Source organism: Phycicoccus mangrovi (assembly GCF_018729305.1).
Classification (GTDB): domain Bacteria; phylum Actinomycetota; class Actinomycetes; order Actinomycetales; family Dermatophilaceae; genus Phycicoccus; species Phycicoccus jejuensis.
This window is the reverse complement of the sequence record NZ_JAHHWP010000028.1, coordinates 39,896-52,904: the sequence shown is the minus strand read 5'-3', so window position 1 is coordinate 52,904 and position 13,009 is coordinate 39,896. Positions and strand designations below refer to the sequence as shown.

General features: G+C 74.2%; 5 protein-coding genes. All 5 read right to left on the bottom strand.

Annotated elements, in window-relative coordinates; genetic code table 11:
• Nucleotides 1-234 precede the first annotated feature (234 nt).
• The 5 genes from KMZ30_RS20890 to KMZ30_RS20870 all read right to left on the bottom strand — a co-directional run bounded on the left by KMZ30_RS20890 (nucleotide 235) and on the right by KMZ30_RS20870 (nucleotide 13,001).
• Nucleotides 235-2,778 carry a transglutaminase TgpA family protein gene (locus KMZ30_RS20890; protein ID WP_215520186.1) on the bottom strand — a complete coding sequence of 848 codons (2,544 nt, stop codon included), beginning with the start codon at nucleotides 2,776-2,778 and terminating at the stop codon, nucleotides 235-237.
• Nucleotides 2,775-4,361, bottom strand: a complete 1,587-nt coding sequence (locus KMZ30_RS20885; RefSeq protein ID WP_215514183.1) for a DUF58 domain-containing protein — start codon at nucleotides 4,359-4,361, stop codon at nucleotides 2,775-2,777. Before KMZ30_RS20885 ends, KMZ30_RS20890 begins: the two co-directional genes overlap by 4 nt.
• Nucleotides 4,358-5,329: an AAA family ATPase gene (locus tag KMZ30_RS20880; RefSeq protein ID WP_215514182.1), complete on the bottom strand. Its 972-nt coding sequence runs from the start codon at nucleotides 5,327-5,329 to the stop codon at nucleotides 4,358-4,360. Before KMZ30_RS20880 ends, KMZ30_RS20885 begins: the two co-directional genes overlap by 4 nt.
• Nucleotides 5,330-5,381: 52 nt before the next feature.
• Nucleotides 5,382-11,738: an Ig-like domain-containing protein gene (locus KMZ30_RS20875; RefSeq protein ID WP_215514181.1), complete on the bottom strand. Its 6,357-nt coding sequence runs from the start codon at nucleotides 11,736-11,738 to the stop codon at nucleotides 5,382-5,384.
• Nucleotides 11,739-12,284: 546 nt separating this feature from the next.
• Nucleotides 12,285-13,001, bottom strand: coding sequence for an FHA domain-containing protein (locus KMZ30_RS20870; RefSeq protein ID WP_215514180.1), 717 nt, complete (start codon nucleotides 12,999-13,001; stop codon nucleotides 12,285-12,287).
• Between the last annotated feature and the right edge of the window lie 8 nt (nucleotides 13,002-13,009).

The following is a 13,009-nucleotide window of genomic DNA, read 5'->3' as shown; positions in this document are numbered from 1 at the left end:
GGCGTTTCCCCGTCGACCGGCGCGAAGCCACAGCGACGGCACGACGTCATCACGCGCACCACCCCGTCCCGTCGACCCGCACGCGGCGACCGTAGTGTCGCCCGGCCCGACGGCATCGTCGGCGTGGGCTCCTGTCCACGGAAATGGGGACACGGGTGCCGCGGTCGAGGGCGGAGGTGGCTGCCGCGGCGACCACGTCCGCACTCGACTCCGGGAGAGGGGGGTGAGCGGGGGTCAGGCGGGGGTGGGGTCCTCGCCGCGGCGGCGCGGGAGCGAGGGCAGGCGCAGGCGCCGCCACCAGCGCACCCGCGGACCGGTCCGCTCGCGCTGCACCCACAGCGGGCGCGGGTCGGCGTCGGAGCGCAGCCGCGCCCAGCGGCTCAGCCCCGCGCGCATCGTCGTGCGGGCGGCCTCCGCCTGGGCGTGCAGGGCCGTCGTGGCCTCCGGGTCACCGTCACCCGGCCCGAAGACGACCGCGTCGACCGACGCCGCGACCTCGCTGACCGCCACCGCACCCTCCGGCGCGGCGGCGTACGCGGCCGCCTCCCCCGGCTCTGCCTCCGGCACCGAGCGCAGCGCGACGGCGGCGTCGATGCCGTGCGCCTGCTCGCGGCGGGTCACCCCGCGCGGCACGGCGACCCCGAGCGAGCGCGACTCGGCGACGAGGTCGCGCCACACCCAGGCGGCCCGGCCGGGCACCGGCCCGAGCGAGGCGTGCCGACGCCGGCGCCGCGCCTTGAGCAGGCGCAGCACCACGACGTAGAGGGCGACGAGGAGCAGCAGCGCCGCGACCCCGGCGAGGACCTGCAGCCACAGCGGCCAGGCGGTGACGTCGAACGGGTTCTTCTTGCGCTTGGTGACGTCGGTGGCGTTCTGCGCCTGGTCCGGCCCCTGGAGCACCGACGGCGGGCTGACCCCGGCGGGCGGGGGGACCTGGGCGCCGACCTTCTGCTCCTCGGTCTTCAGCTGCTGCTCGCTCGGCGTCTTGTCGCGGCTCGGCACGAAGGAGCGGTAGTCCATCGGGAACCACGTGCCGTCGTCGAGCTGGACCTCGACCCACGCGTGGACGTCCTTGCCCCGGATCTCGCCGCCGGCCTGCGGGATGCCACCCATGACGACGCGGCTGGGGATGCCGAGGCGCTGACCCACGAGCGCGAGCGTCGCGGCGTACTGCTCGTCGTTGCCGGCGAGCTTGCTCGAGCCGGCGAACCGGGTGAGCCGCGAGACCGCGTGCCCGGGCAGGTAGACCTTCTCGAAGCTGTTCGGGGTGCCGCCGTCGGTGTACGTGCCCTCGGTCCGCATCGCCGTCGCGAAGGCGCGCAGCTTCGACCACGGGCCGCCCTCGGCGCGGCTGGTCAGCGCGTCGATCTTCGCGTCGAGGAAGTCGGTGTCGACGGCGCTCGAGGCGCCGGTGCGGACGTCGAGGTCCTCGGGCAGGGTCGTCGCGGGGGTCGGCGGCACGAGGGCCGTCATCCGGTAGGAGTCGCCGCCGAGGAGGCCGGCCGGCACGACGGCGGTGTCGGTGGCGGTGTTGAGCCAGAGGGCGTCGGCGAGGTCGGTCGCGCGCGGCCCCGCGAACTGGATGCGGGTCGGGTCGCCGACGGTCGGCAGCCAGACGGAGCGGTAGCCGCCGTCGGGCACCGTGACGTCGACGTCGACCTCGCGCCCCTCGGCCCCGGTCGGGGCGATGCGCGAGCCGACCTGCTGGAACGGCGTGCCGTCGGCGGTGCGGTCGGCCGCACCCCAGACGAGGCCGTCGTACCGGTCGAGCGTGGCGAAGCGGACAGGCGTGCCGGCCGGCAGCCCGGTGACCCGCAGGACGACCTGGTCGTAGAGCTTCGCGTCGTTGGGCTCGGTGTACTGCCGGTACCCGGGCAGCGGGCTCGCGAACTGCGAGACGTCGAAGGGCGGCACGAGCCGCTCGCGCACGACCTCACGCGTGGCGGCGGCCGACGTGCCGGGCAGCAGCGGCCCGGCGAAGGCGCCGGCGACGAGGGCGATGACCGCGAGGACGCCGGCGGTCGCGAAGCGCACCCCGCGGCCGGCGCCGTTCTGGACCGGCGGGCGGGTGCGGTGCGCGCGGACGACGAGCCACGCGACGAGCACCGCCGCGAAGCCGACGCCCTGGACGAGGAGGGCCGCGGGCTGCGTCGTCCCGAGGGCGATCGAGCCGGCGAGCAGGGCCAGCGGCGCCACCGCGGTGAGCGGCACGTTGGCCCAGCGGCGCGCGAAGCCGAGGATCGTCGCGCCCCCGAGGAGACCGGCGAGCCACGGCAGCGCGAGGACCGGCCCGCGGGCGTCGACGGGCGGCAGCAGCGTGAGCCACTTCTTCCAACCGGTGACCGCCCAGGTCGCGAGGTCGACGAAGGTCTGCCCCGTCGGGACGAACCCGGCGAGGAGGTTGTCGCGCATCGCGAGCGGCCCGCCGAGGAGGAAGTAGATCGCGACGAGGACGGCGAAGGTCGTCAGCGCCATCCAGCGCAGGGTGCCGGCGACGTGCCCGACGACGAGGCCGAGGACGAGCCCGGACCACGCGGCGACGACCCACTCGACACCGAGGAAGCCGGTGCGCATCCCGAGCAGGGCGATGCTGCCGAGGACGAGCGCGAAGGCGAGGTCGACCGAGGCGTCGCGCCCGGGGACGAGGCTGCGCCACACCGACGGTGCGTCGGCGGCGCGGCGGCGGGGGCGCCGCTTCTCGCCGCCGCGCAGGGCGGTCGCCAGGCTGGGCTGCCGGCCGGTGCGGCCGGTGCGGTCGGTGGACGGCTGGTCGGTCATGCGAGCGCTCCGGAGAAGAGGACACGGCGGACGTCGGTCAGCTCACGGACGTGGAGGATGACGATGGACCCGAGGCGGCGGACGCCGACGGGCACGTCGGGGTCGACGACGAGGGCGACCTTGACGACCTCCGGCTCGAACTGGTCGAGGGTCCGCTGCACCTGGATGAACGGCCGCTCGACCCCGGTGACGAGCACCGCGATGCTCGCGTCCGGCGCGAGGGCGGCGGCCTGGCCGACCGAGCCGTAGAGGTCGAGGGGGCCGACCTCGGCCCGGGCCAGCGCGTCGAGGGTCAGCGGCGCCGTCGTGCGGGACGCGGTCTCGCCGTGACAGACGACGGTCGTGTCCTGCTCGTCGAGGATGGACCGCAGCGCCAGCGACGCCGCGCACGAGATCGCGAGCTCGACGTCGTCCTCGTCGTTCGTGTACACCTCCGGCGTCGTGTCGACGACGATCGCGAGGTGGCTGCGGCGGGTGTCGAGGAACTGCCGCACGAGCAGGCGTCCGTGCTTGGCCGAGGAGCGCCAGTGCACGTAGCGGCGGTCGTCACCGGCCTGGTACTCGCGCAGCGCGTGGAAGGCGAGGTCGGACATCGACAGGTCGGGCGTCACCTCGCCCTCGAGGTCGCGCAGCAGGCCGGCGCCGAGGTTGTCGAGCGAGATCGTCCGCGGGTGGACGTAGAGCTCGGAGCGCTCGGTCCACTGCACGGTGCGGCGCACGAGCCCGAACGGGTCGCCGTGGACGGTCGTCGCCGGGCCGACGGGCACGACGCCGCGGCGCGAGGTCGGGACGACGAAGAGCTCCTCGTGGGTGCGCCCGGCGGACAGGGCCGGCAGCGTGAAGCGCGCGGCGGTGCGGCCGACCGGCAGCTCGACGAGCAGTGGGAGCATCCCCCGCTTCGAGGTGTTGGTGACGGCGATGCGGCCGGTCGCGGGGTCGCCGACGGTGACGCGGGCCGGCTCGACGTCGGCGCGGATGCGGACCTTCGCGCGGTCGAGCGCGAGCAGCACGCAGGCGACGACGAGGACGAGGCACGCGGCGGCGACCATCCCGAGCTCCGCCCACGCGAAGCGCGCCGTCATCCACCAGGCGACCAGCCCGACGGCCAGGACCGTCCACCCGAGCGGTGACACCCAGCGCAGCACCTCGACGACCGGGTGCCAGACGCGCCGGGTCTGGTCGGCGATCGGCTTGATGCGCTCACCGGTGAGGACGAGGATGCGCGCGCCGGTGTCGGTGAGGGCGCTCGGCACCTGGACGCGGGGCAGCGTGATGGTCCGGGTGCTGCCGTCGGCCTTCGTCTGCGTGCGGGTGGCGGCGCGCGCCGCGGGGCGGGAGCGGCCGGCGTCGTCCCGGCCGGGGCCGGTCGTGCGCAGGCGGGGCTGCGAGAGGCGGCGGCCGCTGCGGGGCCGCTTGGACCCGCCGGAGGGCCGGCGGGCGGAGCGCGAGGTGGCGCCCCCGTCGGCGTCGTCCACCGGGCGTGCGGCACCGCCCCCGGCGCCGCGCGGCGCGGGGGGAGGCGTGAGGTCCGAGCGACGGACCGTCGACTCGGCGTCCTCGGGCAGCCCGGTGGGGTCGCTCATGCCGGCACGCGCTCCGTGGGCGGCGCCACCTCGGCGAGGATCTGGTCGATGACCTGCTCGACGGTGATGCCGGCGAACTGCGCCTCGGCGGTCACGAGGAGGCGGTGGTTGAGCACCGGCTGGGCGAGGAGCTTGACGTCGTCCGGCACGACGTGGTCGCGGCCCTGGCTGATCGCCCACGTCTTGGCGCAGCGGACGAAGGCGAGGCAGCCACGGACCGAGAGGCCCAGGCGGATGCTCACGTGGCGCCGGGTCTCCTCGGCCAGCCGCGAGACGTAGTCGAGGATCGCGTCGTCGACGTGCACGCCGTCGGCGAGCTCGGCCATGTCGCTGATCACCTGGGCGGTGACGACCGGCTCGAGCGAGCGCGTCCGGTCACGGGTCGCGGCGTCGCGCAGGACCCGGACGGTCGCGTCGTGGTCGGGGTAGCCGAGCGTCGTCTTCATGAGGAAGCGGTCGAGCTGCGCCTCGGGGAGGCGGTAGGTGCCCGCCTGCTCGATGGGGTTCTGGGTCGCGATGACCATGAACGGCTCGCCGACCGAGTGGCGCGTCTTGTCGACGGTGACGTGGCCCTCCTCCATCACCTCGAGGAGCGCCGACTGGGTCTTCGGCGAGGCGCGGTTGATCTCGTCGGCGAGGACGATCGTCGCGAAGATCGGGCCCTCGTGGAACTCGAAGACCTTGCTGTTGGGGTCGTAGATCGTCACGCCGGTGACGTCGCTCGGCAGCAGGTCGGGGGTGAACTGGATGCGCGAGTTCGTCCCCTTGACGGTGCCCGCCATCGCCCGCGCGAGCTGCGTCTTGCCCGTGCCGGGGAAGTCCTCGAGCAGCAGGTGGCCCTCGGAGAGCATGCAGGTGAGCGCCAGCCGGATGACGTGCTCCTTGCCGAGCACCGCCTTGTCGACGTTGGCGACCATGGCGCCGAAGGTCTGGGAGAACCAGGCGGCCTGGTCGGTCGTGACGGTCATGCGGTGGGTGTCCTTCCGTGGGGGGTCGAGGGGGTCGAGGCGGTGCGGGGGGTCACCAGCCGACGTCCGCCGACTGGTGGCAGGTGCCACCGCGGCAGAGCCGGACGTGGAGGGGGCCCTCGCCGTTGGCGATGACGATGCCGGTGCTGCGCCAGTTGGAGGTGTTGCCGGTCTCGCCGGTCGTGCCGGTGCCGTCGCCGCTGGGGAAGAACTGGACGCTCGAGGTGAACAGCTCCTGGCCGTTGCTCTTGACGACGCTGACGGTCCAGCCGCCACCGCCCCCGGGGAAGTTGCGGACGTCGAACGCCACGCGGGGGCAGTTGCCGCTCGTGCAGCTGCCGACCGCGTTCGGCGGGCGGTAGGGCGGACCCTTGTGGACGTTGTAGACCTCGGGGTCCGGCGGCGGCGGGTTCGGCACGGTCACCTGGCGCGAGACGGGCGCCGACCATCCGGCGTCCGAGTGCGCCTCGACCGTGAGGGTGTAGGTGCCGGGGCCCTTGCTGATCGAGTGCGAGGTCTTGCCGCCGCCGAAGGTGCCCGTGTCGGCGCCCGAGAGCCGGACCTGGTCGACCGGCCGGCCGTTGGTCGGCAGGTTCCAGGTCCACGTCGCGCCGGTCGTGCCGTCGTTGCGGCCGGAGAGACCGGACGGCGAGAGCGTCGGGCCGTAGGGGGTCGCGTTGCTCCCGGCCGGGTTCGAGGAGGCTCCGGCGGAGTTCTCGGTGCGGACGGTCACGGCGTAGGCCTGGGTGGGGCTGGTGTCGAGCGGGCCGATGTCGAAGGTGACCTGCGAGCCGGGCGCGCACCCGCACTGGTGGGTGCCGGAGCTCCCGTTGGCCGACCAGCGGATGACCGAGAAGGACGCCGCGCGCGGCTGGCCGACGGTGACGGTGACCTTGATCTTCTGGTCCGCCGCGGGCGTCGCGGTCGTCACCGACGGGTCGGACGGCACCCCGTTCGAGGTGAAGGACGACGAGTTCGTCTTCGGCCCCTCGAGGTCGGCGCCGTTGGTCAGCGTGACCGTGTAGCGGTACTCGCGACCGTCGTAGCGGACGACGACGCTCGTGCTGCGCACGTCCGGGGCGAGGGTCTCGACCGGGGTCCAGCCGCCGCCGCCGACCTGCTGGTAGAGCGTGTAGCCGGTCGTCGGCGGGCCGTTCGGGCTGCCCTGCTCCCACGAGATGGTGAGGGTCGCCGAGTCCTGCGCGGGGCCGGGGCCGCTCGCGGCGATCTTCGGTGCGGGCAGCGCCGGAGGGGTGCCGGCGGACTGCATCGTCACGGCCGGGCCGAACTGGCCCGCGCCGAGCTCGTTCCACGCCTGGACCTGCACGTCCTGCTCGGCCATGTTGTCGAGGCCGGTGACGGTCGCCCGGCGGGTGCCGGCGGCGACGTCCTGGGTCTTGGTCTGCCCGGTCGAGGAGATGAGCCGGACGACGTACTTGCGCAGCGCGCTGCCCTCGTTGACCGGCTGGTCCCACGCGATCGTCAGGGTGCCGTCGCCGCGGTCGACCATCCGGACGCCGGTGACGGCCTCGGGCAGCCGGTCGGGGCGCACGGCGGCGCTCGGCGCGGAGGGCTCGCCCTCGCCGATGCCGTTCACCGCGGCGACGGTGAAGGTGTAGTCCTGGCCGTTGGTCAGTCCCTGGATGGTGCACGGCGACGCCGAGCAGGTCTCCTCGCCGGACGAGCCGCCGCTCCAGCGCACGACGTAGCCGGTGACGACCGAGCCGCCGTCGTACGTGGGCGGCAGCCAGCGGACCCTCGCCTGGCCGCCGGCGTCGCGGTCGGCGACGGCCTGGACCTGGCGCGGCGGGTCGGGGCGGCCGAGCATCGTCACGGTGACGCGGCCCGGGGTCTCGCGGCGCGGGCCGTCGGTGACGACGAGGCCGATCGACGCGGTCGGGGACGGACGGTCGCCCGCGGTGAGGGTGAGCGAGCACCCCGAGAAGGAGGTGGTGATGCCGGATCCGGACTCGACCGTGGCCCGGACGATCGCGCACGTGGGGTCGAAGAGCGGGGAGTCGAGGTAGCCCGACACGTCGACGGTGCGCGTCTGCCCCTCCTCGAGCCCGGTGACGGAGATGGGGCGCAGCCGGGCCGGACCCTGGGCGTCGGCCCCGACCACCCGGACGGTGAGCGTGGACGGCTGCGTCATCCCGCGCGAGGAGATCTCGACCTTGCCGGTGGAGGTCTGCGCGTCGGCGTCCGCGTGGAGGGTGAGGCGGCGGTTGCCCTCGCCGCCGACCTCGAGGTCGGCGTCGGCGGGGGTCTGCCAGCGGGCCTCGAAGTCGACGTCGTCGAGGGTCATCCCGACCGGCAGCCAGGCGTGGCAGACCGTGGGGATGTCGACCGTGCGGTCCAGGCCGCCCGCGGTGACGGTGACCGCGCCGTCGGGGCAGCGCAGCAGCGGCACCAACGGCCCGACCTGCACCGGCACCGACACGTACGCCGTGCCGAAGTCCTTCTGACCGACCGCGTCCTGGTCTGTCACCTCCAGCATCACCGCCGCCGGGCCCACGTACCCGTTGGAGGAGGTCAGCTGCAGGGTGCGGTTGTCGCTCAGGCTGACCGAGAGGTTCTCCGCCGGGGAGGCCGAGACCGTCGAGGCCGTCGTCACCGACACCACCCGCCCGCGCGGGGAGCGCACGTAGTCGCCCAGGTTGACCGTCTTGGACGAGTCGGGGTCCATGGTGACGAGCGAGCCGGCCACGACGAACGGCTGCCCGTTGGCGCCGGTCGGGACGTGGATCAGCGCCATCGCCTCCTCGCCGTCCTCGTCGACGACCACGTACGGCACCGAGTAGGCGTGGTCGAGGATCTTCACGCTGACCCGCCCGTCCGCGGTGACCTGCGCATCCGTCGAGAGGACCTCCTTGATCCGCAGCGTGGCCGGGTCGGAGTCGACGTCGGTGTCGTTGGCCAGCGCGTCGACCACCGTCGAGGTCTCCCCCGGCTTCGGCGCCGCGACGTCGTCGTTGGCCACCGGCGGGTTGGTGTAGCCGACCACCGGTCGGACCAGCACCGTGGCGCGGGAGGGGTCGAAGAGCCCGTCGCTGATGCCGTAGACGAGCTGGTGGAGGGCCGAGGTGTCGTCCGGGACCTTCGTGCGGACCGTGTGGTCGGCGTCGACCTTCCACTTCTTCAGCTCGCCGGCCGGGTTGAGGCCCTCGGTCTGCACCTCGACGACGTCGCCGCGCGCGATGAGGTCGTTGACCAGCGGCTTGACGGTCACCGTCTTGCCCGGCGCGGCGAAGACCTCGTCCGGGACCGCCACGGGCGGCTGGGGGTCGCCGGGCTGGACCACGCCGACCCGGACGAACGCACGGCTCGTCGCGCCGAAGCGGTCACGCACCTCGTACGTGATGACCTCCGTGCCCGCCGCGAGCGGGAACGCCTCGTAGCGGATCGTCGTCGGGCCGGTGCCGACGACGCGGCCGAGGCGCAGGTCGACCGGCCCGCCGTCGCTGCCGACGACCCCGGTGACCGACACCGAGTCGCCGTCGGGGTCGACGCCGAACGTCGGGATGGTCATCGTCAGGGGGTCGCCGGCGGTGACCGTGGCCGTGAAGCTGCGCGCGACCGGGGCCTGGTTCACCTGCTGCGCGGTCGGGAGAGGGTTGACCTGCACCCGGACCCGCGCGGTCTGGGCGCGTTCCTTGCTGCCCTCGGCGTAGGCGGCGTACTCGATCGTCACGAACTTGGGGGCACGGAGGCCGCGGGCCTCGGGCACGTAGCGCACGACGTTGCCGGAGGCGAAGGCGCGCTGGGCGTCCCCCTTGCTCACGACCTTGACCGAGCCGGGGTCCAGCCGCAGCGGGATGCCGTCGGCCATCGTGTCGTTGTCCAGCACCGGGATGCTCACCGTGTCGCCCTCGCGCACCGTCGCCCGGTCGTCCTCGACGAGCGGCAGCGAGTCGGCGAGCGGCCCCTGCTGGAGCACCTCGACCTGGCCGGTCGTGCGCTGGGTACCGTCGCTCACGGTGTAGCGGACCGTGCCGCGCCGTCCTTCGGTGCCCGCCGGCGCGGGGTCGCGGGCCTCGAGCCGGACCCAGCGACCCTGGTAGATCGAGGGCTGGAGCCACTGCGAGTCGTCGGTCGTCTCGACGGCCGCGGTCACGAGGACGTCACCCCGCGGCGAGTAGTCGTTGGCGAGGACGTCGACGATCGCCGGGGCCTGGTCGTGCAGGGTCGCGTTGTCCGGCACCGAGACCGGCGGCGCCCCCTCCGGCGGGGCGGTGAGGTCGACCCGGATGCGACCCGGCGCGGCGCCTGCCCCGGTGACGGCGGAGTAGCTCAGCTCGAACGTGCCCGGCGCGTTGCCGGTGACCGTGACGGTGCCGGTCGCCAGGTCGGTGTCGACCTGCAGCGGCCCGACCGGACGCACCTCCGAGCGCAGCCGCAGCGAGGCATCCGGCTCCCCCGGGTCGGCCCCGGCGATGTCGTTGCCCAGCGGCTCGACCTGCAGGGGCTTGCCGACGACACCGCGCACGGCATCCGGCTGGGTGCGGGGCGCGACGAACTTGCTGTCACCGTTGGTCGACAGGACCCGGGCGTTGACGCTGCCCTTCGTCACGCCCCCGCGTCCGTCGCTGACGACGTACCCGATGGGCCGGCGGCCCTCCTCGCTCGGCGCGGTGACCGTGACCCGGCCGCCGCCGTCGACGACCGCGCCCTCGACGTCGGCGCGGGCGGCGAGCGTGTCGTTCTCGGGGTCGCGCCAGTCGGCGAGCACCGGCACCGAGAGGCGCTTGCCCGCGATCACCGGGTACGGGCGCTGGGCCAGCTCGGCGCCACCGCGGCGGAGCCGGGGAGGGGAGTTGACGTCGTCACCGACGACGCGGACGGTGACCTTGCCCGCGGTCTTCGAGGTCGCCTTGCCGTTGTTGACCTTGTAGGAGAACTCGAGCGTCTGGCCCTGCGTGCCGGCGGGGACGGACAGGTCGATGGCCTGGCCGTCCGAGGAGACGGTCGCGGTCGCGCCCCGCATCGACGGTGCCGTCACGTCCCGCTGGTCGATGGCGAGCACCGACCCGGCGACGTCGGTGTCGTTGTCGAGGACGTGCAGCTTGCTCGTGCGGCCGGGACGGACCATCTCGGCGTCGTCGACGGCCTTCGGCGGCTGCTGGGCGGCGGCCTCGTCGACGAGGTTCTCGTCCTTCTTCTGGTTCTTGTCGTCCTGTCGGGTCGGCGGCGTGAGCGCGTCCCAGTTGTCGATCTTCGTCGGCTTGTCGTCGAGGTCCCAGACCCCACCGTCGTCGAGCTCGTTGAGCACGACGAGGCCGCGGTTGACCCGGAAGGCGACGCCCTCGCGGATCGGGTCCTCGGAGCCGGTGGGCAGGGTCGCGGTCGGCTCGTCGCCGGTGCGCCCGCAGTTGGCGCCGTAGAACACCTGCGTCTGCTCGGCCCAGGCCGCGTGCACGCAGCCGCCGAGGACGACCGGCCGGGTGACGAGCGTGGCCCCGGGGACACGGTTCACCCGCTCGCCGATGACGACGCCACCGGGCGAGAGGCCGCCGTCGAGAGGAACCTGGACGGCCCGCTGCGCCGACTCGACGACGACCGTGTCGGCGTCCGGGCCGGGCACCTGCAGCGCCGCCAGCCGGGCGCCGTCGGTCGTCACCTGCGCGTCGACGCCGTCCGGCGTCCCGGCGGTGAAGACCCGGTCGGTCTCGGGGTCGTACGCGACCCACTCCGCACCGACGGCGGTGATGTCGGGGTGCGGGCTGCGCAGCGCGGAGCGGGTGGTCGTCGGCTTCGCGAAGCCGGTGGGGGTCGGGGCGATGGTCGTCACCGTGCCGTCCACCCCGGAGACCGCGTGGACGACGCCGTCGAGGCCGACCGCGACCGCGGCGTTCCTGCCGACGGTCGCGACCGGCTTGGCGCCGACCGCGACGCCGGGGAGGTCCGTCGTGCCGGTGCGGACGTCGACGCGCTGGGCGTAGAGCTTGCCGCTCGCGGGGTCGAGCAGGGCGAGCGTGCCGCCCCGGAGGTCGACCGGCTGCGGGGTGAATCGCCCGGCCTGCTCGTCGACGGCGGGGACGGTGGCCGCGGGGTCGCCGGCGGTCGAGGTGCGCGGGTCGAGCGGGAAGAGCTCACCGCTCGCGGTCGACAGACCGAAGACGGCCGCCCCGTCCTGGAGGACGTCGAGCCCGCCGCCGGTTCCGCTGTCGGTCGCGACCCCGGTCTCCAGCTGGCCGATCGGGATGTTGGCCTTGGCGAACTTGGCCTGCTGGGCCGAGCTCACCCACACGCCGGCATCATTGAGGTCGGCCTCGTGCACGGTCGTGCCGTCGCTCGCGACCGCGGCGTACCCGAGCCCGGCCGCGACGAGGGAGACGACGACGGCACCGGCGGTGCGCCGGCGCGCGCGACCGCGGGCGTCACGGACCCGCGCGGCACCCACCCGTGTCACGTGCGGCTCCTCGTCGTGTGGTGGTCTGCTCCCCAGGAGCGGTCCCCGTCCACCACCCCGGCCGGTCCAGAGTAACCAGAGAACGCGGGGCATTTGGGTCGGTCCGGAGGGGAGCTCTCCCCGGGCGCTGCGGGCGCATCCGGGCGAGGGTGAGCCGCCGACACCTGCGCGGGTGCCGGTCGACGACGAGTCCGCAGGTCAACCCCCGCGCCGGCCCGTCACTCGCTACACCGCAGTAACCGTCGTCCTGGCGACACGTACTGCGGTGTAGCCCGGTACGCGGGGGCGGCGATCCGGTCGGACGGCCATCCACGCCGGCGCCCCACCCGGACCCCGCACGTGCGGGGTTATCGCTGTCCGAACCCGATCCCGACCACGAAAAGCCCGCACGTGCGGGGTTATCGCTGTCCCAACCCGATCCCGACCACGGAAAGCCCGCACGTGCGGGGTTCGCCCCGACACAGGGGTTCGTCCACGAGACCCCGGCTCGGAGGTCTTGTCCCGTCGACACTTCGGGGTGACCCCGAAAAGGGGAGGCGCGTGGGGTCAGGGGGTGGAGGCGCCTCCGGGCTCGGGGAGGAGGCGCAGGTCGACCTCGGTGACCATCCGGGTCGAGAGCGCGTGCTCGACGAGCCGCGACTTGCGGTTGCTCGCGAGCTTGCCCGGACCCCCGTGCAGGCCGCGCGTCCCGGCGTCGGCCAGCTTCTGGCAGACGTTGTCGAGCTTGCGGTTGAACTTCGTCGTCGTCCAGCCCAGGCGCGCGGCGGCGTCGGCGGACGAGGGGATCTGTCCCCCACCGGCGTACGTCGTCCGCAGGAAGCTCTCGCAGAGCGCGACGACGAGCAGCTTCTGGTCCGGGGTCATCGAGACCCGGCCGACGGTCGTCTGCGCGCCCGAGTCCTCCGGCTCGGGCTCGGCGGCCGTCTCGACCGACACGAACGGGGTGTCGTCGACGAGCACGTCGAAGTCGTAGGTCGTCGGGCCGGCCGTGAACCACACGGTGAACGCCTCGAGCGCCAGCGGGATGCGCGCCCCCGGGCTCAGCCAGGCCTGGAACAGGCCCTTCTTGTCGGCGACCGTCGCGGTGAGCGTGGACCCGACGTTGGTCAGCCACCAGAGCCCGTGCTCGTGGTGCACCTGGAGGAAGACCCGGTGCAGATACGGGTTGTCGTCGACCTCGACGTCGGCGACCCGGCCGATCGTCATCGGGCGGTCCTCAGGCGCCACGTACAGCTCGCCGCAGTAGTCGACGGTCACCCCCATCGGGTCGT

What these genes read in the sequence shown, in the direction of transcription:
- KMZ30_RS20885 (WP_215514183.1), bottom strand. Translation starts at nt 4,361, where the DNA reads ATGAGCGACCCCACCGGGCTGCCCGAGGACGCCGAGTCGACGGTCCGT.
- KMZ30_RS20880 (WP_215514182.1), bottom strand. Translation starts at nt 5,329, where the DNA reads ATGACCGTCACGACCGACCAGGCCGCCTGGTTCTCCCAGACCTTCGGC.
- KMZ30_RS20890 (WP_215520186.1), bottom strand. Translation starts at nt 2,778, where the DNA reads ATGACCGACCAGCCGTCCACCGACCGCACCGGCCGCACCGGCCGGCAG.
- KMZ30_RS20870 (WP_215514180.1), bottom strand. Translation starts at nt 13,001, where the DNA reads ATGGGGGTGACCGTCGACTACTGCGGCGAGCTGTACGTGGCGCCTGAG.